Annotated in this window: 20 protein-coding genes; 11 read left to right on the forward strand and 9 right to left on the reverse strand. The window is 42.1% G+C overall.

The window, feature by feature from the left end; all coding sequences use genetic code 11:
* The first annotated feature begins 27 nt into the window (after nucleotides 1-27).
* Entirely contained in the window at nucleotides 28-378 is a 351-nt protein-coding gene (locus tag NWE91_07480; protein MCW3986228.1) for a VOC family protein, read from the forward strand.
* Nucleotides 379-421: 43 nt separating this feature from the next.
* Here NWE91_07480 and NWE91_07485 read toward each other — a convergent pair whose 3' ends face one another.
* A complete protein-coding gene (locus NWE91_07485) occupies nucleotides 422-982 on the reverse strand; it encodes an acetate uptake transporter (GenBank protein ID MCW3986229.1) in 561 nt (186 codons plus the stop codon).
* A gap of 124 nt (nucleotides 983-1106) precedes the next feature.
* On the opposite strand from NWE91_07485, the gene NWE91_07490 reads away from it, so the two are divergent.
* Together NWE91_07490 and NWE91_07495 are read left to right on the forward strand one after the other, a co-directional pair.
* Nucleotides 1107-3128, forward strand: coding sequence for a sodium-translocating pyrophosphatase (locus NWE91_07490; GenBank protein MCW3986230.1), 2022 nt, complete (start codon nucleotides 1107-1109; stop codon nucleotides 3126-3128).
* A 546-nt stretch (nucleotides 3129-3674) separates the two neighbouring features.
* Complete coding sequence (locus NWE91_07495) at nucleotides 3675-4481, forward strand: serine/threonine protein kinase (GenBank protein MCW3986231.1); 807 nt, start codon at nucleotides 3675-3677, stop codon at nucleotides 4479-4481.
* On the opposite strand, the gene NWE91_07500 is transcribed toward NWE91_07495, so the two are convergent.
* Nucleotides 4457-5383, reverse strand: a complete 927-nt coding sequence (locus NWE91_07500) for a sodium:calcium antiporter (GenBank protein ID MCW3986232.1) — start codon at nucleotides 5381-5383, stop codon at nucleotides 4457-4459. The genes NWE91_07495 and NWE91_07500 overlap by 25 nt on opposite strands.
* Before the next feature lie 193 nt (nucleotides 5384-5576).
* Here NWE91_07500 and NWE91_07505 point away from each other — a divergent pair, with 193 nt between their 5' ends.
* Nucleotides 5577-5843: a winged helix-turn-helix domain-containing protein gene (locus tag NWE91_07505; GenBank protein MCW3986233.1), complete on the forward strand. Its 267-nt coding sequence runs from the start codon at nucleotides 5577-5579 to the stop codon at nucleotides 5841-5843.
* A gap of 279 nt (nucleotides 5844-6122) precedes the next feature.
* Here the strand turns inward: NWE91_07505 and NWE91_07510 are convergent, their stop codons facing one another.
* The 3 genes from NWE91_07510 to NWE91_07520 all read right to left on the reverse strand — a co-directional run bounded on the left by NWE91_07510 (nucleotide 6123) and on the right by NWE91_07520 (nucleotide 11559).
* Nucleotides 6123-6362 (reverse strand): winged helix-turn-helix domain-containing protein, encoded by a 240-nt coding sequence (locus NWE91_07510; GenBank protein MCW3986234.1) that lies wholly within the window; start codon nucleotides 6360-6362, stop codon nucleotides 6123-6125.
* A 1085-nt stretch (nucleotides 6363-7447) separates the two neighbouring features.
* Complete coding sequence (locus tag NWE91_07515; GenBank protein MCW3986235.1) at nucleotides 7448-9850, reverse strand: right-handed parallel beta-helix repeat-containing protein; 2403 nt, start codon at nucleotides 9848-9850, stop codon at nucleotides 7448-7450.
* Between the two features lie 662 nt (nucleotides 9851-10512).
* Nucleotides 10513-11559, reverse strand: coding sequence for a site-specific integrase (locus NWE91_07520; GenBank protein ID MCW3986236.1), 1047 nt, complete (start codon nucleotides 11557-11559; stop codon nucleotides 10513-10515).
* Between the two features lie 83 nt (nucleotides 11560-11642).
* Here NWE91_07520 and NWE91_07525 point away from each other — a divergent pair, with 83 nt between their 5' ends.
* Both NWE91_07525 and NWE91_07530 read left to right on the forward strand, forming a co-directional pair.
* A complete protein-coding gene (locus NWE91_07525; GenBank protein ID MCW3986237.1) occupies nucleotides 11643-12899 on the forward strand; it encodes a DUF401 family protein in 1257 nt (418 codons plus the stop codon).
* Nucleotides 12900-13051: 152 nt separating this feature from the next.
* Nucleotides 13052-14554 carry a DNA topoisomerase I gene (locus tag NWE91_07530; protein ID MCW3986238.1) on the forward strand — a complete coding sequence of 501 codons (1503 nt, stop codon included), beginning with the start codon at nucleotides 13052-13054 and terminating at the stop codon, nucleotides 14552-14554.
* Here the strand turns inward: NWE91_07530 and NWE91_07535 are convergent.
* Complete coding sequence (locus NWE91_07535; GenBank protein MCW3986239.1) at nucleotides 14551-15549, reverse strand: ParB/RepB/Spo0J family partition protein; 999 nt, start codon at nucleotides 15547-15549, stop codon at nucleotides 14551-14553. The two genes, NWE91_07530 and NWE91_07535, sit on opposite strands and share 4 nt — an antisense overlap.
* A gap of 288 nt (nucleotides 15550-15837) precedes the next feature.
* Here NWE91_07535 and NWE91_07540 point away from each other — a divergent pair, with 288 nt between their 5' ends.
* A complete protein-coding gene (locus tag NWE91_07540) occupies nucleotides 15838-17220 on the forward strand; it encodes an NADP-dependent malic enzyme (GenBank protein MCW3986240.1) in 1383 nt (460 codons plus the stop codon).
* 175 nt (nucleotides 17221-17395) lie between these two features.
* Here the strand turns inward: NWE91_07540 and NWE91_07545 are convergent, their stop codons facing one another.
* Nucleotides 17396-18079 (reverse strand): class I SAM-dependent methyltransferase, encoded by a 684-nt coding sequence (locus tag NWE91_07545; GenBank protein MCW3986241.1) that lies wholly within the window; start codon nucleotides 18077-18079, stop codon nucleotides 17396-17398.
* A 185-nt stretch (nucleotides 18080-18264) separates the two neighbouring features.
* Here NWE91_07545 and NWE91_07550 point away from each other — a divergent pair, with 185 nt between their 5' ends.
* From NWE91_07550 to NWE91_07560, 3 genes are all read left to right on the forward strand, one after another.
* Nucleotides 18265-18699: a hypothetical protein gene (locus NWE91_07550; protein ID MCW3986242.1), complete on the forward strand. Its 435-nt coding sequence runs from the start codon at nucleotides 18265-18267 to the stop codon at nucleotides 18697-18699.
* Nucleotides 18700-18875: 176 nt separating this feature from the next.
* Nucleotides 18876-20549, forward strand: coding sequence for a thermosome subunit beta (gene thsB, locus NWE91_07555; GenBank protein MCW3986243.1), 1674 nt, complete (start codon nucleotides 18876-18878; stop codon nucleotides 20547-20549).
* Nucleotides 20536-20808: a DNA-directed RNA polymerase subunit K gene (locus NWE91_07560; GenBank protein ID MCW3986244.1), complete on the forward strand. Its 273-nt coding sequence runs from the start codon at nucleotides 20536-20538 to the stop codon at nucleotides 20806-20808. The genes thsB and NWE91_07560 overlap by 14 nt, the downstream gene beginning before the upstream one ends.
* Before the next feature lie 9 nt (nucleotides 20809-20817).
* Here the strand turns inward: NWE91_07560 and NWE91_07565 are convergent, their stop codons facing one another.
* Both NWE91_07565 and NWE91_07570 read right to left on the reverse strand, forming a co-directional pair.
* Nucleotides 20818-21291 carry a Mut7-C RNAse domain-containing protein gene (locus tag NWE91_07565; GenBank protein ID MCW3986245.1) on the reverse strand — a complete coding sequence of 158 codons (474 nt, stop codon included), beginning with the start codon at nucleotides 21289-21291 and terminating at the stop codon, nucleotides 20818-20820.
* Between the two features lie 120 nt (nucleotides 21292-21411).
* Nucleotides 21412-22143, reverse strand: a complete 732-nt coding sequence (locus NWE91_07570; GenBank protein MCW3986246.1) for a class I SAM-dependent methyltransferase — start codon at nucleotides 22141-22143, stop codon at nucleotides 21412-21414.
* Between the two features lie 163 nt (nucleotides 22144-22306).
* Between NWE91_07570 and NWE91_07575 the strand changes: the two genes are divergently transcribed.
* Nucleotides 22307-22747, forward strand: coding sequence for a GNAT family N-acetyltransferase (locus NWE91_07575; protein ID MCW3986247.1), 441 nt, complete (start codon nucleotides 22307-22309; stop codon nucleotides 22745-22747).
* The last annotated feature ends 10 nt before the right edge of the window (nucleotides 22748-22757 follow it).

Here is a 22757-nt window from a genome sequence, read left to right on the forward strand (position 1 = left end):
GTCTTTGCTGTAGAAAGAGGAATAAAAATGGTGCACAATATTTGTCATATAGAAATTCCAGTTACCGACATTAGAAGAGCTGGAGAATTCTACAGCAAACTTTTCGGATGGAAAATAGATTACGGCATGGCAAACTATGCTATTTTCACACCAGAAGAAGGACTCGCAGGAGGCCTAGACAAGGTTGAAAAAGTAACCCCTGGTGGTGTTATCTTTTACGTGGCGGTCGAAGACATACCAAAAACACTCAAAAGAGCTCAAGAACTTGGCGCAGAAATGGTGAAAGAAAAGACCGAAATCCCAAACGTGGGATGGTTCGGGTTGTTCTCAGATCTAGACGGCAACATTATTGGGATCTTTACCTCAAAGACTGAATAGCCGCGTGAATCTCTCCTTTTTTAGGGAGTTCTCTTTTTTCCATTTAGCCTATGGGTAGAACGGTTTTTCCATGAGCTTCATTTAACACTTCTGCCAGTGCTAGGTAGACCGCGCTTAAGCCGCAGATTATGCCTTCATACCCTGCTATAGTGCCTATGTCTGCGCTGCCCGTTAAATCTCGAGCTGTCAGCAAGAAGAACAGTATGGCTAAGCTTAGGAACACAAACTGCAATGCACGATTTGCTTTCAATGTACCGAAGAACATGATGAAGGTGAAAAGACCCCACATGAAAAAGTATGCTGCCATAGATGTTGTCGAGGAAGCTTGAACATCCAAGATGGAAATACTTGGCATGAGAATTAATGCTACTAGCGACCACCAGAACAGGCCATAAGAACAGAAAGCAGTTGTTCCAAACGTGTTACCCTTACGGAATTCCATAACACCAGTAATAATCTGAGCCAAACCACCATACGCAAGTCCCATAGCTAGAATCATACTGTCTAAAGGGTAGAAACCAGCGTTGTGAAGATTCAATAGTACCGTCGTCATTCCGAAGCCCAAGAGTCCAAGAGGCGCTGGATTTGCGAATTTTTCATTCAATTATGATACCTCATGTTGTTATGAAGACGTTAGGCGTTGAATCTGCAGAATATAAACTTTTTCGAAACCGTTAAAAGCACAAGCATGGTATCTCATGAAGACCTAGTGGGGTAAGATAAAAAAAATGGGTTTGCTAATAATAGCGCCAATAGCTGGCTTAGCCTCTATTATTTGTGCGCTTTACTTGTACTATTACTTAAGCAAACAAGAAATTGGCTCTTCAAAAATGGAAGAGATTGCAGACGCCATCAAAATTGGTGCTAACGCCTATCTCAGAAGACAGAACATGACGCTGGCAGTCTTCATCTTGATCATGGCATTAGTTCTAGCAATCGCGCTCGGAGCTCATATAGCACTGGCTTACGTTTTCGGAGCACTTTGCACAACATTAGCAAGCTATGTTGGTATGGCTGCAGCAGTAAGAGCAAATGTGAAAACTGCGAATGCTGCAAGAAAGGGATTAAATGAGGCATTTCCAACCGCGTTTTTCGGAGGTTCAATAATGGGCTTGTCCATAGTTGGATTGGCTCTTTTGGGACTGGGCGTTCTTTACGCCCTCTGCACGTTGATCAGTATAGAGTTCGCCCTTGATAGCATTCTAGGATTTAGCTTCGGAGCAAGTGCCCTCGCCCTTTTCGCGAAAGCTGGCGGAGGCATTTACACGAAAACCGCGGATATAGGCGCAGACTTGGTTGGCAAAGTTGAAATGGGTATCCCTGAAGATGACCCGAGAAACCCCGCTGTAATCGCTGACAATGTGGGCGATAATGTAGGCGATGTCGCAGGTATGGGCGCAGATCTCGTTGACTCTTACATCGCCGCTATTATGGCTGCGATGGTAATAGGCTGGGGAATTGGCGGAGCTTCCAGTGAAATTTTCACGATTCTTCCGCTGTTAATTGCCTCAGTAGGAGTTTTGGCGTCCATAATTGGAATTGTTTTAATAAAAATCTGGAGAAAAGATAATCCAGGAGCATCTCTTAACAGAGGAACTTTCTCAACATGTTTCATATTCGTAGGGTTAATGTTCGTGGTAATTCATTATGTGGAGCTTGGAGATAGAGGGCTCGGAATATTTTATGCAACACTTTCTGGACTGATTGCAGGAATGGTCATTGGTATTACAACTGACTATTTTACATCAATAGACCGGTCACCAGTTTTGAAGACCGCAGAAGCTGCAAAAACTGGCGCGGCGATAAGCATTCTGTCTGGTTTCTCATATGGCTTGATGAGCATTGTACCGCCTGTCATTGGTATATGCGTGGCTATTTTGGCATCATGGCATTTTGCTGGTTTATATGGTGTTGCAATGTCAGCTGTTGGAATGTTGTCCATTGTTGGGATTATAATTTCTGCTGATGCTTATGGACCAATAGTGGACAACGCTAAGGGAATCGCTGAGCAATCTGGTCTGGAACAGGAAGTTATAGATGTGGCTGATAGGCTTGATGCTGCAGGTAATACTTCCAAGGCCATAACAAAAGGGTTCGCTATAGGTGCTGCGGCCTTGACAGTTCTCGCTCTATTTGCGATGTATGGTGAGATAGTTGAGCGAGTAACAGGCGAGGCATTAGTTATGGAGTTAACAAATCCTACAGTCATAACTGGTCTCTTTATTGGCGCGATGATGCCTCCACTGCTTTCAGCTCTTCTTATTTTGGCTGTGGGGACAAATGCTGACAGAATGATTGAGGAAATTAGAAGACAGTTTAGAGAAATTCCTGGCTTGCTTGAGGGAAAGGCTAAACCTGATTATGCTAAATGCGTTGATATAGCTACAAAAGGTGCCTTGAAAGAGCTTATACTTCCATGTGTGTTGGCAATTGTATCTCCTCTTGCAATAGGATTTATTCTCGGCAAAGAAGCTCTAGGAGGCTTCCTCGGAGGTAGCATAATTACAGGCGTAATCTTCGCGCTGTTTATGGCAAATTCCGGTGGCGCTTGGGACAACGCTAAGAAGTACATTGAAGCCGGAAAACTTGGAGGCAAAGGCTCAGACGCCCATAAGGCCGCAGTTATAGGTGACACTGTTGGCGACCCTTTCAAAGACACTGCAGGGCCATCACTAAATACGATGATAACAGTTATGTCGCTAGTTGCCTCGATTTTCGCTCCTCTGATAGTTGTCTTCGCCTTATTCTAAGCTATGGAAAAGGTTTAGAGCTTCTAAAAATCTCACAGATTACATGGGAAAAGTTGTTAGTTTGTGTTTGGGGTAGACAATTCCGGCCTTGGTCTTTCATCCTCGACAAATATGGATCTGAAACTTCTGCGGAATTTTTGTTCCTATACGGTTGTAGTGCTTCCATTATGGTTTTTCATTGGATGTCTCTTTGTTCTTGAACTCTTTGTTCAAGGATATTATGAATTTCTTTGCAGAGGCGAACCCTTTTCCTTTGTGGAAGAGCTAGCAGATCAACGGTTTGTTTCTCCTTTTGGTTTTTCAAGAGTCGCGCCTAAAAGACAACGTATCGTAAATCTTAATAAAACACTTATTTCGAAAATCGACATATATCAATAAGAGAATGGTCACAAGAAATTCCTAGTCTCTCTCTAAAAAATCGAAACTTTTCACTATATTTACGGCTCACCTAAAGTGTATATTGAAGAGTCTACTCCAATCGCCACACAGACAAAACCTTTTTTTCTAACTCACCATCAGTAAACATAATCAGCCGGGGGCCCTTAGTTGCAAAGTAACAATCAAAAAACTACATTGGAATCACTTCGCGAAGAAAAATATAGACGCATTATTTGTTATCCAACCTACAAAACAGACGAATTGGAAAATCGCCTTGAAGAATTAAAAAAATTAGGAATTGATACAATCCAATTTATGGGGAAAAAACTCGCCCATAACATACCTGTCTTGGGAAAAGGCTGCATAGGCATAGTAGTCACAGCCTACAGAAAAAATGAAAAAGTCGCCCTGAAGATTCGTAGAACAGACGCAGATAGAATAACGATGCAACATGAAGCCCAAATGCTTAGGAAAGCAAATAGAATGAAAGTTGGCCCTCGCATACTCGGAACCACTAAAAACTTTCTGTTAATGGAACTTGTTGAAGGCAAGCTTTTTCCAGAATGGATAAGAACGCTGACAGGGAAAAACGCAGGAAAAAGGCTCCGCCACACTTTGCGTCTAGTTTTAGAACAGGCCTGGAGATTGGACAAAGCAGGTTTAGATCATGGCGAGCTAAGCCACGCACCAAAGCACATAATTATCAAACCGAATGACTCACCATACCTTGTGGATTTCGAAACTGCAAGCATTTCCAGACGTGTCTCCAACGTCACTTCTCTTTGCCAATACCTTTTCATAGGAAGCCTAACTGCCAAATTGATTCAAAAAAAACTTGACAAAATCAGCGAAGATGAGTTAGTGAATGCTTTGAGAACGTATAAGAAAAATAGAAACAGAAGAAATTTCGAGGAAATTCTCAGAAAATGTAGAATTTTGGAAGGTACTCTTCACACTGCATATAACAGTGTATAAGAAATCAAATATAAAATAATAAATAACCCCCCCGCCCTTCTGTCGACTTTTTCTCTTAATGCAAGCGTTAATATTACGACGGCAGAGGCAAGTATTGCATACAAGGCAAGTAAGATCGAACGTTCAGGTGACCCAACAAAAACAGCCGTTGGAAAGAATAACTGTCCTATAGAAATAGAAACAGTCGCATCGACAATGCAGCTCCCTATAATGTCTCCTATTGCAAGTTCATACTGTCTTTTGCGTATTGCAGTCAAGTCCACCACAAGCTCAGGAAGCGATGTGCCGATTGCCAGCACAAAAAAGCTGATGAAGAATTCGGGTACGCCTAACTCGTTCGACATACTGATTACCGATTGAACGACTGCTAACGCACCAACTGCAACACCAACATAACTTAGAGCAGCTATCACCAAGTGAATGAGATAGTGCCTTCCAGTCTGCGTTTTTAATTGTTTCTTTTTCACAATGTCCTTTGCCGTAGTTTTCTTTATTACTAAAAGGAAGATTGGCCAACTGGCTATCAGCAAGAATGCCTTCACTCTCGTGAACCCGGTTAGTACTACAGATATGGCTAGTATGAGTGCCAAAACCTCGAAGGCACCTATCACTAAGACTTCCCTTCTTTTTACTTTGAATTTTCTGCCTAGAAAAGGAATAAGTCCCAATATCAACGTGATCTGGGTTAGGACGGACCCAATGGAATCTCCTACATCAATATCTCCGTGCCCACTTGAACACGCAACGATTGAATTTGCGATTTCTGGTAGATCCGTACCAATAGATACTAGTATGAGACCTATCATGAGAGAAGAAATCCCTAATGTAGAAGCAAAATGAACCGAGTGTTCAACGGCCTTGTCACTAGAAAAAGTTAAAAGAAATATTCCTGAAATGAGCACTGCAACCGCGAATACTATCCCAAAGACCAGAGACTCTACCGTTTCCCTTTAACATCTTTCATAATCATATACAAGATTGCTAATAATATTTCAGCTATATGCCCAGTCAAAAGGATTAAAATGACATTACCATTAGTGTCAGCAAATAGGTTTATGTTATAGAAAATACTTATATAATATATCTGGATAAGCCATGAAGTTGGATTTTCCATCAGGGAGAAGGGGATCTCTGGTAATTACAGTGACCATTCTGAGAGCCGCAAAAAAAGGCATGCTGAAAACACACTTGCTTAGCTCAGTTTCATTAAGTTGCGAGCAGTTCAACAGATACCTTGGTTTTCTAAAAGCCAAAGGCTTCGTCGAAGAATATGGTAGATTGTATAAAACTACCGCCAAAGGTTTGGAGTTAATTTCGGAATTTGAATCTTCGCCATTAACACGCAGTGTACTAACAACTTAACACTACGACATTGGCACATATCTTCCCTTTTTTTCTAATCCCCCCGACACAGCAGTAATCTGCTTTAATAATGTGGTAGGGTATTGGCTATGTCTATTCAGTTGTCACAATGATTGACACGACTGAAATGTTCTGATTTCAATACTGACGGATAGCGAAATAATCCACTGCATTGACCAAAAAACAGTTACATCTTAATACATTCTAAAACGTCAAGAACACACGCTTGGTTATTTTGTCTGGTTAAGACACCGTGTTCTAAAATGCAGATATGCAGAGCTAAATAAGTTCTGCCAGTTCTGTCCATTTTCCGACGAAACTAAGTCCCTTTGGAGTTGTAGCATATTCAATTGGGCTATTATGAACTTTCAGTAGCCCTTGTGATTGAAGGTAAGAGAGATACTTCACTAAAACCTTCCATGATAGACTCACACTATACATCACTTTTGTCTTCGTCTGTGGTCGTTTGCATAAACTCAATATTTCCGCCATAATTTCGAGCCTGTTTCTTCTTTTCATTAAGATCCCTCAAGGGTATTCAAGTGCAATGGAAGTGCAAACATAAAAATTTTCTGCAAACGGACAGAGCAAAACAAACGCTTCGATAAGACAAAGATTTCAAAGGAAGGAGAGTATTTGCTGGATAACGGCTTCCTCATTTCAGCAAAACTCTTAGTTTTGCTTTTTGGCAGACCTTTCTTCAATGACTGTGAAGAATAGTCTGTATAGTGTCTTGCAGGAATAGAGTTGGACACTCTTCAGCAGAAGGCGTCCATAAATCCGTCTGTAACTCGTAATAATGCTAATTCGCTTTCAACTCATTCTCTGATAGTGTTTGGCGTTACGTTCAGACCAGTTTCTTCTTTTCCTTGCTTCCGTGCTGGTTGGAAAGTTTTACACCTTAAAATAGGAAAAGCCATTATAGCTTTCTGCGGAGTATATCTTCCTTTAGCCTTTTTCAAGAACTCTTTTATGTGCGGCTTATCAACAAAAATCAAAGGAACATCTATGAACTCTGCAAACGTCTTGATTTCCGAGCATAGTTACGAACAGTTTCATATTCTTGATTCAAGTCACAGAGAGGAAAGCCTTAAAATTTGAGATTACATCACAAAGGTTACTGGCTTCACCTGTGGGGTCGTCGTCTAGTTAAGGTGTCTGGTCTGGAGAAGGCGTGTATCCCAGTTCCAGAGCCTCTAGTTTGGTCTAGGATACCAGCCTTTAGCCTTAGTAATTCTGTTGTGTTGTCTGTTTTTGGAATGGTGTTGGTGTTGGTCTTTGTAGTATTTCTTTGTTATACCCTGTGTCTCTAGCGGTTGACTTTGCTGTTTTTTCATTTTGTTTTCCTCTTGAATTTTATAGGCAACTGTCTTATTTATATGTTCGTTTTGGTCTTATACCCTGTGTTGATGTAGATGTCTAAGATTAGGTTATTTATTCGTACTCGAAAGCAGGGTTCTCGTATTGAGTCTGTTCCTTTAGAGAAGTTGGTTAAGTTGTCTGCTTTTGGTAAGAGGCGTTGGGAGTTTAAGGATGGTTGGTTGATTCTTGAAGCTATGTAATTTGTTTGGTTGTGTTGCTCTACGAGCACGCACAAGATGAAATCAGCACCAACTAGATTGTTGTTGAGTAATCCTCAATTGAGCATTTTCCTCAGTTGGGATATTGTGTTTTCTTTTGTGGATTATTACTACTAGTGTTACTGCTATTAGTATTAGTGCAGTTGCTACTACGAGTAGTTGTGTGATTTCGAATGTTAGAGATTGTTGGGATATTAATATTTCTTGTATTGATTGGTTATAAGCAAAGTATAGGTAACTGTGTATGTTATTTGAGCATGATAGCAGAGTATGTGAAACTTCTTCACCATTAACCAACACTATGTAGGGACCATCCATCAAATCTTTTGGGACACACATTCTGCAAAAACTGGTAGTGCCATTCTCACCAGTTGCAGTGAAGCTTATTGCAGTGCCATTGAATTGGAAATTAGAGATTGAGGAATTGCAGATAATTTGAACGTGCCATTCTGAGGTAGCATTGAAGTCGGAAAACACTCCCATCAAAGGATAATTGTCCTTACCATTCTCATCAATTTTATACGCTGTGTCGCCTATTCCATCACGGTTCGAGTCAACTCCAATATAGTTGCTCCAGAAGTTGCCTTCAACACCGTTGTCCCAAAAATCTGTAATGTTTGGAGTTTGCATAATTACCTGTTTGCTGTTATTTATGAAATTGTTGTGACAAAATGTGTTATTTGAAGAGTTAGAGAGGACCGTACCGTTTCGGTTGTTTACTATGTGGTTTTCGGAAATGTTGTTGTTAGAAGAGTTAAAGAGATGGATGCCGTCGATGTTGCTTGTTATGTTGTTTCCGAAAAAAGTGTTGTTGTCGCAAGATTGGTAGAGAAAGACGCCCGAGTTGTTGTTGTTAGCTATTCTGTTCCCAGAAACATGGTTGTTGCTGCACGAAGACAGCAGGCGGAGACCATATGAGTTGTTTGTTATGTTATTGCCAGAAACAATGTTGCAATCTGAAGAATCAAAGAGATAAACGCCTTCGGAGTTGTTTTCTGTTATGTTGTTTCCAGAAATTGCGTTGTATGAAGACGAATAGAGAGAGATGCCAACATCATTGTTTGCTATGTTGTTCCAAAATATAGTGCTGTTTCTTGTGTTTGCGAGTGAGATTCCAGGATTGTTCTTTGTTAGCGTTAGATTCCTGACCCTTATGTTTGTGCAATTTACGAGGACCACATACCCAGCGTCCAATGGTACTTCAGCGTCATGTTTGTTTATCCAATAGTATACTGGTTTTCCATCGACCAAGTTAGAAGAACCTACCCAATTAACAAACTCTGAAAGCTCATCACTTCGAAGATCAAAATTGTAGCTGTTGTTAGACATAATGTTTTGTCTCACAACATTTTTCGAGGAATCCTCAAGTTGGACACCATAGGTGTTGTTTGCTATTTTGTTTCCAGAGATAACACTGTTGGATGATGAGGAGAGGCTAATTCCATACAAATTGTGAGATAGGGTGTTGTCACTGACGTTTGCATTGACACGATTTATCCAAACGCCTTTTTGCTTGTTTGCTAAGACTGTGTTATTCGTGAGTATCAAATTAAAAATTGATGATTTGCAATAGTCTTGAGCACTGGCATATACACCGTTTCCCCAATTTTCCAATATTGTGTTAGACGAGAAATTGACATTGTAAATGTCGCTTCGGCCACCCCCACCGTATGCGAACAAACAAGCCCCATTTATACCGTTTGACGAAATAGTATTGGAAGAAAACGTAACATTGCGAATGCATCTTTTGCCCTCGCGTGGGGTGTAACTTAGTAAGTAAATTCCGTTCTCTTGGTTTTCTGAAATTATGTTGTTGGTGAAAATGATACCTGAATGTATGTCAGTGTAAGTAGTTATTCCCCCAGCTATCCCATTTTTGTTCTTTGTTATGTTGTTTTCCCGTATTAGCACGTTATTTTCGCCAAGTAGTTTTATGCCGCTTTCCGAGCAATTTGTAATTTCGCTTTTTTCGATTGTTGCAAGCTTTGGGCTATTGATGGTGATTCCGTGAATAGCGTATTCTACTTTGGTGTGCTTCAGCGTGAGCTGTTCGGTTGAGTTTCCTTTGAATTCTATTGTTTTCCAAGCTCCAGCATATGGGTCTGGCGGGTTGCTTGCAACTCTGCTTGATGTAAAAATTACTGGATTGGATTCGGTTCCTGAAGCATTCAATCCGCCTTCAACAATTAGAGAAACATTATCATCAAAATTCACATGAACTCCAGCTTCGATGGTTAACGATGCGTTTGAGTCAATATAGGTGTCGTTAACGACTCGGTAAGTATCGACAGGCGTCCAAGTGGTGTCTGAAGTTATGTGCCCTTCAATGGATATCGTGGCGTTTGCAGAAGGGATGTGAAAGCTTAGAGAAATAACGCTTGAGATTACAAGAACTAGGATAATCAACAATACAAGCTTTCTACTCATTTTACATCGTTAACTACATGCCCTACTTAGTTCTTAATACTTATGGGAAATGAACCATTGAATTATAGATGAACGTGATTAGCGCATGCGTGTTCCTTTTGTTTACAGAAAGTTTTCTAGGTTGCGAGCGTCAGCAAAATCAAAGCTAAAAATCTTGCATGCATTTGCACTGGTCGCAAGAAAAGTAGTAGCCCTTCGCTTGGGGGAAGGGTTGGGATGGGGGGATACTCGCATACACACATCCCTTCATACCTCGTCGTTAAGGCGAAAGCACCGAGGAAGTCGCCGCGAAAAGGGTTTGCTGTGGCGTTGGGCTTCCTTAGCCGTCATTGATAGTTTGGTGAGACTAGGTCAAGGGGGGAGTCCGCTTGCGGGGGGATCCTTCCGATGTCTCACGTGTAAAGGTTACAAATACCGAATCTCTATGCTGACCTCAGTCAGCAGTTGTAAGCGCTTAATAGACTGAGTATTGGAACAATGGTTTGGGTGAGGGCGGGAGGGTGGGAGCAAGGCGAACAGCCTTGCGGAAAAGCGCGGGGGAGAGTAGTTTTTATAAGAGTTCTTAGTAGTTCTTTCCGAGAGGCGAATGGCTTCTTTCACCCTTAGGGTGTTGTGTTGACGTGAGCAATAATTTAGAGCAATTGCTTAATGACAAAAGAGGGTTATTTGCGTTTTCGGAATAGTTTTAGTCCTTCCATTTCGGTTATGTATTCGAATCCGTGTTCTATTAAATCGGTGGCTTCTTTAACGTTGCTTGCGGTTTTGCAGGTGTAATCTTCTTCTTCGTTGAATGTGATTAGTTGTGTGTAGAACATTGTTGTTTCTATTTTTTTGTGTCCTAGTCTCTGTTTTACAAGTAGGATGTCTTTTGTTTTGTCGTATAACATTGTTGCGTGGTAGTGTCTTAGGTTTCTGAGTGGGATTGTTTTGAGTTGTGGTTCTTGTAGTGTTTTTGATAGTTTGTTTCTTGTGTGTCTCCATGCTTCGCCCATTGCTCTTGAGTTTGGAAATGGTTTATCTGTTGTGTATTTGTGAAGGTATTGCCTGAGCATGTCAGCGGTTTTTTGTTTTAGTTTTATTGCTCGTGAGTTGTGTCCTTTGCAGCCCTGTGCGCTGATTATGCCCTGTTGGCTGTCTATGTGTTTGCGTGTTGTGGTTGCTAGTTCGTGTCCTTCTAAGCCTGTTTCCTTTAGGATTGTAAAGATTGTCGCGTATTTGCGTGTGGCTGCTGCTATTATTTTGTCTATGTTGGCTGTGGTTGGGATTAGTGGGATTTTGCGTTCCCATCTATAGCGTGGTGGTGTCCACTTGATTTGATGTGTTTCTGCATAGTATTTGTATGCTTGCACCATTTTGGTTTTGGTGCTGTTTGCTACTTTGTGGTTGGCGATTGTTGCCCTTACTGCTTCGGGGTTGTGAAGGTCTGTCATTTTGCTGAGTTGTCTTAGCTTGTATGATGTGTCCTTAATGGTTGATTCTCCTAGTCCTCTGTTTTTGAGGTCTATTAGAGTGTTGATAATTTCCTGTGTTCCTGAGTTTGTGGCTTTTATCAAAGTGTTTATTATCAAGTCGTCGTATTTTGATGGTTGTTGGGGTCGTCGTCTAGTTTGCGGAATCTGTGTATCTTGGTTCAGTTCCGCATAGAGTGGTCTAGGATACCAGCCTGGGGTGCTGGTGGTCCTGGGTTCAAATCCCAGCGACCCCACCATGACCGCTTTTTTCAGAATGTTACCTTTGTCGGTTGACTTGAGAGTCTCTCTAGGATTGTTATCTGTGTTGAGGGGAAGGTTTAATGCAGATTGGTGCTATTGATGTGCTTCTGTCGAAGCTAGGAGCAGTTAGTTTGGTCTTGCTTGACCCCGTGGTGGCGCTTGTTGTTTCATTCGTCTTTCTAGCAGCTATGTTGTACAAACGTGTGAGTATAGGAGTGACGTTGGTTTCCAGCGCAATAATTATGAGCCTTCTTTCAATGGGTCTGACTGGTGTTTTCAAGGTCTTGGTTGAAACCACTTCTAACCTACTTACAATCTCGCTTGTGGCAGTAACCATAGGAATAATGCTGTTGAGCCTTCTTTACAGGGAAACAAAAGCTTTAGAGTCCCTTAGCGGAAGCTTCAGCGGTTTACTTAGAAATCCTAAGCTTATAGTGAGCGCACTTCCAGCCATGATAGGGCTTCTTGCAGTGCCAGGGGGAGCTTTGATGTCAGCGCCGCTCGTGGAGAAAGAAGCTGAAAAGCTCAAACTGGAAGAAAATGAGAAAGCTTTCGTGAACGTGTGGTTTAGGCACATAATTTTTCCAGTGTATCCGATGAGCCAAGTCATTATACTTGCAGCGGCCCTTACAGGTACGTCGATAACGTCGATAGTTATGAGCCAGATTCCTGTTGCCATTGCCATGACAGTCGTAGGATATTTTGCGGTGCTAAAGAAAGCTACTGTTTCTAAAGATGTGGTCTCAGAGGCGAATTTTCAGGAGAATCTTAAGAGTTTCTTAATATCGTTTTCGCCAATCTTAGCGATGATTCTGACTGTTGTAATCTTTGGGGTTGATGTTTCCATCGCGGCATTTATAGGGATAGCCTTGTTGCTCCTTATCACCAAACCTCGTCGGCACATTATTCTTAAAACGATCTCAAACGTCGCAGTTTACAAGATAGCCTTAGCTGCCTACGGCGCCATGCTGCTGCGAAGCGCTACTATGGCCTCTGGAGTTTCAGAGGTTCTGGGCCAAACAATTGCCACTTGGAACATGAACGAGGTCTTGCTGTTGTCAGCGGTTCCAGCAGTTCTAGGATTCCTTGTCGGTTCACCCTCTGGAAGTATAGCAATAAGCGTCCCAATACTTGAAGGGACATTGAATTTTACATCAGGCAGTGCAAGTTTGCTTTATATTTCAGCTTTTCTAGGATATTTAGCCGCTCCTACTCATCTCTGCCTAGTTTTAACTGCCGATTACTTCAAGTGCTCGCTAAACAAGGTGTACAAGTTTTTAGCGCCATCATTAGCTATGTCGTTTGCAGTGGCTCTACTGGTTTACCACATATTTTGACGCTCTATCTTAATATCACATGTGCACACCTAAAGAAAAACATGGGAACATGAACCCCCGAAAAGTTCTAAACTTCTGAAACTTATTTACTTGTTCGCGTTTTTTGAGTGAAGATTTAATTAAAGCAAAACAGAAGATAATGGAGAGCTCAAATGAAACAGCTGATTCACAACGGTGTCCTCATTCCGAAAAAGCCAGAATGGCGAAAATTACATGTAACAGTGCAGGGCAACCGCGTGAACTTAACGCCAGAGCAAGAAGAAATGGCTATTGCATGGGCTAAGAAGCTTGGCACCGAATATGTCAAGGATCCTGTTTTCGTCAAAAACTTCTTCCAAGACTTTCGCAAAGCACTAGGCATAAAAGTCAAGATACCATCAGAAAACTTTGACTTTTCACTTGTAATAAAGCATGTTGAAGAGGAAAAAGCCTTCAAACTGAGTCTTACAAAGGAACAAAAAAAGAAATTGGCTGCAGAACGTAAGGCGATAAGAGAGAAAAACAAGGAAAAATATGGCTTTGCCAAAGTGGATGGCGTCAAAGTAGAAATCGGTAACTATACTGCTGAGCCCTCAAGCATTTTCATGGGGCGAGGAAAGCATCCGTTACGAGGACGTTGGAAACATGGCGCAGGCAAAAGCGACATAGTTCTTAACCTTTCGCCAAATGCGCCAAAGCCACCGGGTAACTGGAAAGAAATAGTGTGGCAACTAGATAATATGTGGATAGCTAAGTGGGACGATAAACTTCGGGGTAAAGAGAAATATGTGTGGCTGGCGGACTCGTCACCTTTGAAACAACGCAAAGATGTAGAAAAATTCAACAAGGCTATTGAGCTTAGTAAAAGGATAGAAGATGTTAGAAAACATATAATGACTAATCTGGATGCTGAAGATGCTACAAGGCGCAAAATTGCCACTGTGTGTTATCTGATTGATGTTTTGAAACTGCGTGTTGGCGACGAGAAAGATGCAGACGAAGCAGACACGGTGGGTGCCACAACGTTGAGACCTGGACATGTAAAATTCGGAAAAAATCGTGTAGTAACCTTTGACTTTTTAGGTAAAGATGCTGTTAGATGGCAAAAACGAATTCGACTGCCTGAACAGGTCATTGGCAATGTTAAGGAGTTTATGAAATCTGCCGAGTCATCGATTTTCGAAGGGGTAAGGTCAAAGAATGTTTCACTTTTTCTCGACGAGATCGTGACTGGTATTTCAAGCAAGGTCTTCAGAACCTACCACTCCTCTAAGGTAGTGGCTGATTTTCTCTACAGTTCTGATGTTTCAAAGCCGGATCCGGAGTATGAAAAGAAGCATGTTGCAACTATGGCTAATCTTGAAGCTGCTATCGTTTGTAATCATAAGAGAAAGCCTAGGAAGAACTGGAAGGAGTCTTTGGAGAAAAAGATGGAGAGATTGAAGAAACTGAAAGCTAAAGGTACTCCTAGTGCAAAGAAACGAGCTAAGATTCTTCAACGCAAGATTAAGGCTTTTCGTGATACTAGAGATTACAATCTTGGAACTTCTTTGAAGAGTTACATTGACCCTCGCATTTACTACGGGTGGGGGCGAAAAGTAGATTTTGACTGGAAGCTTTATTATCCTAAGGCGTTACAGAAGAAGTTTTCTTGGGTGGAACGCAAAACGGATTAAATCTTTTCGAAGCGTATAATGTAGACTAATTGGTTTTCGTTCCATTCACCGTACGTCTTTTTCCAAATTTCGTTAAATTCTCCTAGCGTGAAACCTCCTTCTGCCTTGGCGTCTTCTCCGTTAAAATACTTCAATCGTTTTCTTTCAACTGAGATGATGCGTAGATCTGCGAAATGTGGTTCTAATACTGTAGCGTAGACTATTTTGCCGGTTTTTATTTTTGTATCTGGAGGGGCTATTCTTGTGGTTTGAGTTTGCAAGCCTTTTAGAACAGGGTCTCTGTTGAGTGCAGTGAAAATGAGTTCGCAAGGTTCTTCAATGACCTCTTTGACGATTTCTTCAACAGGTTTTTCTGGTTCTTCAGCAGCTTTTGCAATTACTCGACGTGCTTTTCTACCGTGAACTGGTTTGCTGGCAATTTCTTTAGCGACTTCAATTTGCCTTGTCGGTTCCTCGATTTGGCGGGTGATTGTAAGGGCTGTACTGTAGTCAAGTTTACCAAGTTCTCGTGGCACGCCCACTTTTTCTGTCGATATAATCATTTTTTGGATTTCTACGGGTGCCTCTGTTAACCTAAGCCAGTTATTGATAGTGTCGGAGGAGACGCCGATTTTCTTTCCGATAACTTCTTTCGATGGATATTTCTCAGGGTATTTTTCTAGGAGTTGTTTACAGCAATTTCCTTTCTCTACGGCATTTAGATCTTCCCTTTGTATGTTTTCGATAAGGTTCAACTCTATTACTTGCTCATCTGTGAAGTTACGGATAATTGCAAGAACCTTTCGCAGTCCTGCCTGTTGCGATGCACGATAGCGTCGTTCGCCTACAACAACCTCGTATTCGTCGTCTACAGGTCGGAGTATGAGTGGTTCCAGAAGACCTACTTGTTTGATGCTATCAGCAAGCTCGTTGAGCCTTTCAATGTTCATGTCAAGACGTGGATTCAGCCTATTTGGACGAATTCTGTTTAATTCGATTTGCCTTAGCTCGACCATACATTGTTCGCCTTTCTCTTCTTTAAGAAGAAGTTGTTCTTAATCTTTTAAACTACATGTGAGCCCGCCGCCTTTGGAACTCCCTCGATTTTCATTTGGCTAAGCAGGCTACTAATAGAAGTCAAATATGAATTGTGACGCTTCAGATTAAGCAGAAGTTGGTTATGAGCATAGCGACTATAATTCGGTACAATAATTCATTGTTGGTAATGAACTTAGCTTTCCATAATGTTTAAATCCTTTATGTGCCAAGCCACTATTTCTTCAAACAAGGAGAAATAACCAGTCATGACCGAAGAAAAAGTCACCGTTGAACAATTACTCGAAAAAGCTAAACGCCCCGCAAAACTAGCCCTAGCTTACCATCCCTTCTACGAAGGCAAAGTTCAAGTCATGCCAAAATGTGCCATCCGCAGCCCGGCTGACTTCGCCATCTGGTACACCCCAGGCGTCGCCGCCAACTGCCGCAAAATCAAAGAAAACCCATCGGAAGTCTGGACCCAAACCAACCGAGCTAACTACGTAGCTGTAGTCACTGATGGCACCCGCGTCCTCGGCCTGGGCGATATAGGCCCCAAAGCAGGAATGCCCGTCATGGAAGGCAAAGCATTACTCTTCAAATACCTAGGCGGGGTTGACGCGTTTCCAATTTGCCTCAACACCAAAGACCCCGATGAAATTGTCCATGCATGTGAGCTTATCGAGCCTACTTTCGGTGGCATAAACCTTGAAGACATTAGCAAACCCAAATGCTTCTATGTACTAGATCAAGCCCGTAAAAAACTCAACATACCCGTTTGGCACGATGATCAACAAGGCACCGCAACAGTCATCCTAGCAGGCTTGCTTAATGCGCTGAAGATCGTAGGCAAAAAACCCTCTGAAGCCCTTATTACCCTCATAGGCGTCGGCTCAGCCAACACCCGTACTGCATATGTTCTCTTCCGCGCCGGATTCAAACCAGGAAATATTATTCTCGTCGACTCCAAAGGCATCCTCCACCTCGGAAGACCCGACATAGAAAAAATAAAAGAAGAAAACCCGTGGAAATACGAACTAACCCAAAAAACCAACGCAGAGGGCAGAACAGGCGATATGGCAACAGCCCTCAAAGGCGCAGATGCGATGGTAGCTGCCAGCAAACCAGGCCCGGGCACCATCAAAAAAGAATGGATAAGCCAAATGGCCACAAACAGCATAGTCTTTGCATGCGCTAACCCCATCCCAGAAATCTGGCCATGGGAAGCAAAAGAAGCAGGCGCACGAATAATAGGCACAGGACGCAGCGACTTCCCCAACCAAATCAACAACAGCCTAGGCTTTCCAGCTATATTCCGCGGCGTCCTAGACGTCAGAGCCACCACAGTAACAGACGACATGTGCGTAGCCGCAGCCAACGAGTTAGCCCAGTTCGCCGAGGAAAGAGGCATAAACGAAAACGACATTGTTCCACGCATGGAAGAATGGGAAGTCTACCCTCGTGAGGCAGTTGCCTGCGCCCTGCAAAGCATAAAAGAAGGTGTCGCTCGTGTCAAACCTTCCAAACAAGAACTGTGGGAAAGAGCTGTAGCAATCATCAAGAACGCAAGAGAGTCAACCCACCTCCTAATGAAACATGGACTAATCAAAACGCTGCCACCAGAAGAGGACATACTAGCCACTGGTCCATAGTTCCTCCCTTCTCTTTTTTTAACACTCACATATTTTTGCAACAAGTACACTAGATTCACCTAATTCTCAAATTTATAAATCAATTAAAGATTTCATAAACTTCCAAATCTCTCTTTGAACTCAAAAAGCCGCAAACTAGGGAATATGCGTATGTTATGTGCAATCCAAGCACAAACTACTTCCCTTTAATAAATTTACAGAAAATGCTAGATTCGTCAACTTCAATGATAGACACATTCAATCCGAATTCATCAAACAACCTGGCGAATTGGTCGTTGCTTACAGTAGTAACCTTAAAACCGTCCGCGCACACAATAGTTCCGTCGCAGGTCTTTTCCTCATCTATCTCTCCTATAAGACCAACCCGTGATTGCTGTCTAAACCATTCCAGACGAGCTTCCCATATTTTTGGAGAATAACTAGAAAAGAGAATAATTCCATCGTCTTTTGTCACTCTTACCGATTCGGCGATGAGCTGTCTCTCGTTAACCCCAAGTGCGGATATGCCGTTTTGAATGCAAAACACAGCATCAAAAATGCATGAACGAAATGACATTTGAGATGCATCCATCAGAAACACGCTATAGTTTTCATGACTTCCCATATATGACATTACAAGTTCTAAACTTTCCTTGGAGATATCATTTCCAACAATATGTGAAACAAACTGTGATACCGCTTTCATAACTCTACCATAACCACATCCAAGTTCAAGAACCAAATCTGCACCATGAAAGCTAGAAATGACGAATTGGACCTCTGCGTCAAGATACTGTTTAATCCTTGGAGGAGCCATCTCATAACAGCTAAGAAGCTTATTAGCTGAAAGCTTCTCTCTGTAATAAGTATCTTTGCGCATAGACCCATTTAAGGAAAAATTCAAGATTTAAATCCGTTGGCTCCTATCTCAGTGTGTACCATCGAAACTCGTTTGCTCAAAGCAACGGTGATTCACATAGAAATTATCATTCTGGAGAAGCCAAAACATAGCTAAGTTAAAGCATTATCAGATTGTTTAAATATTTTTTCGACTAATAAGACTCTGTGAAAATTGGCAAGATTGAGTTTGCTGAGCTTGAGAAGGAGATTTCAGAGACAGATGAATCTCCCTTAGAATATTTAGCTCCAGACCTCGGAAAAGTCTATGTTATCGCTATTGCTAGGGATGGGTGCTCAGCCTGTGAAAAACAGAAACCAAAGCTTAACAAATTAGCAACAGAAGTAGCACAAAAGTTTGAAGACAAAGTAGTTTTCACTCAAATACACATTAAGCACTTGCACAGTTCGGATGAAGAATCCTTACGAAGCAAAGATATATTCGGTCACTATTTCTATCCTACTAACCTGATTCTGATAAGGACTAGAGACCGCGGTGCGATAGAGCTTTACAGAAACATTTCACCAGATATGGATGAGCTAAAAAAGAACATCGTCATTGCTGCTGAAATTGCAACAATGATTGAAAAAGAGATCACTTGATCTTGAGAGAATGCCTTTGATTGATGAAGGTTTCTAAAGGTCCTTAATCATTGTCACATTAACCTTTAGTATTTGAAGTGAAATTGATGGCTGCCAGCGAAAGGCTTTAGAAAAATTTATATTGCTAAGCTGTTTCTGTAGTTCCGCGTAATAAAAGAAAGAAGGTGTATGTAAAATTGTCAGTAGGACTATCAGGAACTCCCGTTTTAATTCTCCGTGAAGGCTCCTCAAGATCAAGAGGAAGAGAAGCTCAACACGCCAACATTATGGCAGCAAAAATCGTCGCAGAATCCGTAAAATCCTCACTCGGCCCGAAAGGTATGGACAAAATGCTCGTTGACAGTTTCGGCGACGTCACTATAACAAGCGACGGACGCACAATTTTAGACGAAATGGACATACAACATCCAGCAGCCAAAATGATGGTGGAAGTGGCTAAAACCCAAGACAACGAGGTCGGCGACGGCACAACTACAGCCGTAGTCTTCTCAGGCGAACTCTTATCACTAGCTGAAGACCTCATCAACAAAAGCGTTCATCCCACCGTCATCATAGACGGATACAAAAAGGCAGCTGAAAAAGCTCTAGAAACACTGGAGAAAATCGCTATCAAAGTAGACTCTACAAACAAGAAATTCCTCAAAAAAGTAGCCATGACTTCCATGGCAAGTAAACTCGTATCAGAAAGCCGTGACTATCTTGCGGACTTGGCGGTGGACGCTATTCTTTCCGTGGCAGAAAAAACTGGAACAGAATATAAGGTCGACTTGGACGACGTGAAAATCCAGAAGAAGCCGGGCGAATCCATTAGGGGCACCAAGCTCATCAACGGCATCGTAGTTGACAAAGAAATAGTTCACTCAGGAATGCCGAAACTAGTTGAAAAAGCGAAAATAGCGTTGCTTGACACCGCTTTAGAGATTGAGAAAACTGAATTTGACGCAAAAATCAATATTGAGAGCCCCGAGCAAATGGAAGCTTTCCTTAAACAAGAAGAGAACATGATAAAAGCAATGGTGAACAAACTCGCGAAGGTAGGCGCAACTGTGGTTATTTGCCAAAAGGGCATCGACGACTTAGCCCAACATTTCATGACGAGAAAGAATATTCTAGCGGTGCGGCGGGTCAAAAAATCAGACATGGAAGGTTTGACTAAAGCTACTGGTGGAAAAATAGTTAGCAACTTAGATAGCATAACTAAGAAAGACCTTGGCTACGCTGCAGTCGTGGAAGAACGCAAGATAGGTGACGATAAAATGACCTTCATTGAAGGATGCAAGCACCCCCACTCGGTAACAATTCTAATACGTGGCGGAACAGATCGCATCGTAGATGAAGCTGAACGCTCAATACACGATGCCCTCTGCGTCATCAGAGACGTAGTGAAAGAACCAAGAATTGTAGCGGGCGGAGGCGCTTCAGAACTTGAAGCAGGAAGAATATTGAGAAACTACGCAGAAACCTTACCTGGAAGAGAGCAACTAGCAGTAATGCGTTTTGCAGAAGCATTAGAAGCAATACCGACGACTTTGGCTAAGAACGCAGGACTAGACCCAATAGACATCATATCCGAGTTAAGAGCACGCCACGAAAAGAAGCAGATATGGGCAGGAGTAGACGTTTTCAACGGCAAAGTAGGCGACATGAACAAAGCAGACGTTTATGAGCCCCTCGTCGTAAAGAAGCAAATTATAAAATCCGCAACTGAAGCCGCAACAATGATCTTGAAGATCGATGACATCATCGCATCCGGCAAAGCGAAAATGCCTGCTGGGCCTCCGGGTGGCCCTGGAGGCATGGGTGGTATGGGCGGAATGGGCGGGATGCCTCCGGGCGGTGGGGAGTTTTAAGGAGACGTCTTCCCACAATAAGATCGACATAGGTCCTCCGAAGTTAACACGTTTCGAGAAGGCTCGCATAGTGGGTGCTAGGGCGCTTCAAGTCGCTATGGGTGCACCCCTCCTTGTAGAGCCTTCCACTCTTTCTAGTCCTATTGATATTGCCCTGAGTGAACTTGAAAGTGGTATGCTTCCCATGACTATCCGCAGAACGTTGCCGGACGGCACGTTTCAAGATATACCGCTTAAATGGCTTCTTCAAGAAAAATAAGCTGCTTTGTTACCCGCCTAGCATTTCGTTTGCTTCTTTCAAAGTTTCAGTAATTCTTTTCCAGTGGGCTCCTTGCCAATAGATTTTTCCACATTTTGGGCATTCCCAAAACTCTTTGTAATAAGTTTTGGTTGAGGGTGGAATTTTGTCGAAGATTTTATCTTTCTTAACAGATTTTATGTTAGTATTGCATTTAGGGCACCGAGAAGCGTCAGGGTTGAGTTCAAGCTTTAGGTTGAATTGTTTTGAGAGAGCTGCGAGTCGTTCTGCCTCGTTTTTTCCTTTGACGAGAAAAGCTTCTGCATGTTGACTTGTTGCTTGTTGATATAGTTCAACGTCTCGTGTTAAGAGGACGCGTTTTTCAGTTTTTGAAATTTCTACAAGTAATTTATCTTCTATGTTATTAGCATATTCTACGTTGTGGCCTAGCATGCGTAGCCATCGTGTTAGCTTGCCCAGCATACCGTTTGTGATAAACTTCAATTCTTCGCACCTTCTCGATTTTACATTATCTTGTTTCCTTCATAAAACACTTCTTTTAGTAGAATTCTTATCCATGTTTTAGGAGGAATGCTTAGGCTACTTTTGAGTTTCAAGAAGTGTCTAGGTAGAATCGTTGGAGTAGCCTCTCAGGTCGTTTATGTCCCACATTAAGATGCGCAGTTCTTGAGGGAACACTTTGCCAGCAAACTGGCTTTTCAGTTCGTCCACAACTTTCTTGTTTATAGCTTCTGGGATTTCCCATTGACTTGAATAGGCTCTTTGGCTTAAATAAGCAAGGCGCTCATCTGTGTTATTAGTATAAGAAGCTACAAATACCGACTTTGAGGGCTTGACTAAGTCTTTTAGTTCCCATTCTCCTTTCCCAAGTCTACGGCTTTCATATCCGTAGCTTCTGAGCAGTTTGTTATAGGTTTCTCTAAGCGGGTTTTTACGCACGTAAATTATTGAAACCATAAGTTTTTGAGTAACTCTGCAGATTTCCTGTAGAGCCATTTTCCACTCGCTGATTAGATGGAGAATATGTATGCAAACCGTAACGTCGAAAGAGTCGTCTCTAAAAGGAAGAAAGCACACATCACCTTGAAGCAAATTACGTACATCTCTTTCCACCGCTTTGTCTATCATCTTCTTAGCGATGTCCACGCCTACTACCTCGAATCCGTTGTCCTGTAAAGGCTTAGAAAATCTTCCAGTTCCAACACCAGCATCCAAAACTGTGTTGTAGCCGTGCAATTCGTCGATCAGTGTTTTGACAAGTTGTTTCATAACTTGCTTGGGAGGACCCCTTGTTTTGTCATAGATTTCTGCCGCTAAGTCAAATGATATTTTCATCTCGAAACACCCAAACATGTGCACGCGTTTAGTAATGAAATTATAGAAGCATCAAAAGCGTAAGAGTACATAAGCAAAAAAGGTATTCAGAGAGACAGTTAAAGCTATTTGAAACGATGTTCACTTATCCGAGGATTGACATCAATATTGCGGAGGATAGGGATTGAAACAAATAAGAATCCAAGCTTTAACAATCGAAGACTACGATGCCATAATTGAGCTTTGGAAGCGAGTAGGCTTGCCTTTCAAGCCGAAAGGCAGAGACAGCAAACAAATGATGGAGAAGCAGATGAAAGCTTTTCCAGAGTTCTTCACCGGTGCTTTCCACGAAGAAAAGCTTGTAGGAGTTGTGATCGGCAGCTATGAGGGAAGAATGAAGGGATGGATAAACCGCCTAGCAGTAGACCCTGAATATAAGCGGAGAGGAATCGCTCAGCAGCTTATAAGCATAGTTGAGAAAGCCTTAGAAAAATGTGGCGCCGCAATTTTCTGCGCGTTAATTGAAACGCCAAACGAAGAATCACTCAAACTCTTTCAAAGAATGGGATATGTGACTCATCAAGACATTTCATACGTTTCTAAACGGAAAAGCAAAGACATCTGAAAACCGTATA

Source organism: Candidatus Bathyarchaeota archaeon (assembly GCA_026014805.1).
GTDB lineage: Archaea > Thermoproteota > Bathyarchaeia > Bathyarchaeales > SOJC01 > JAGLZW01.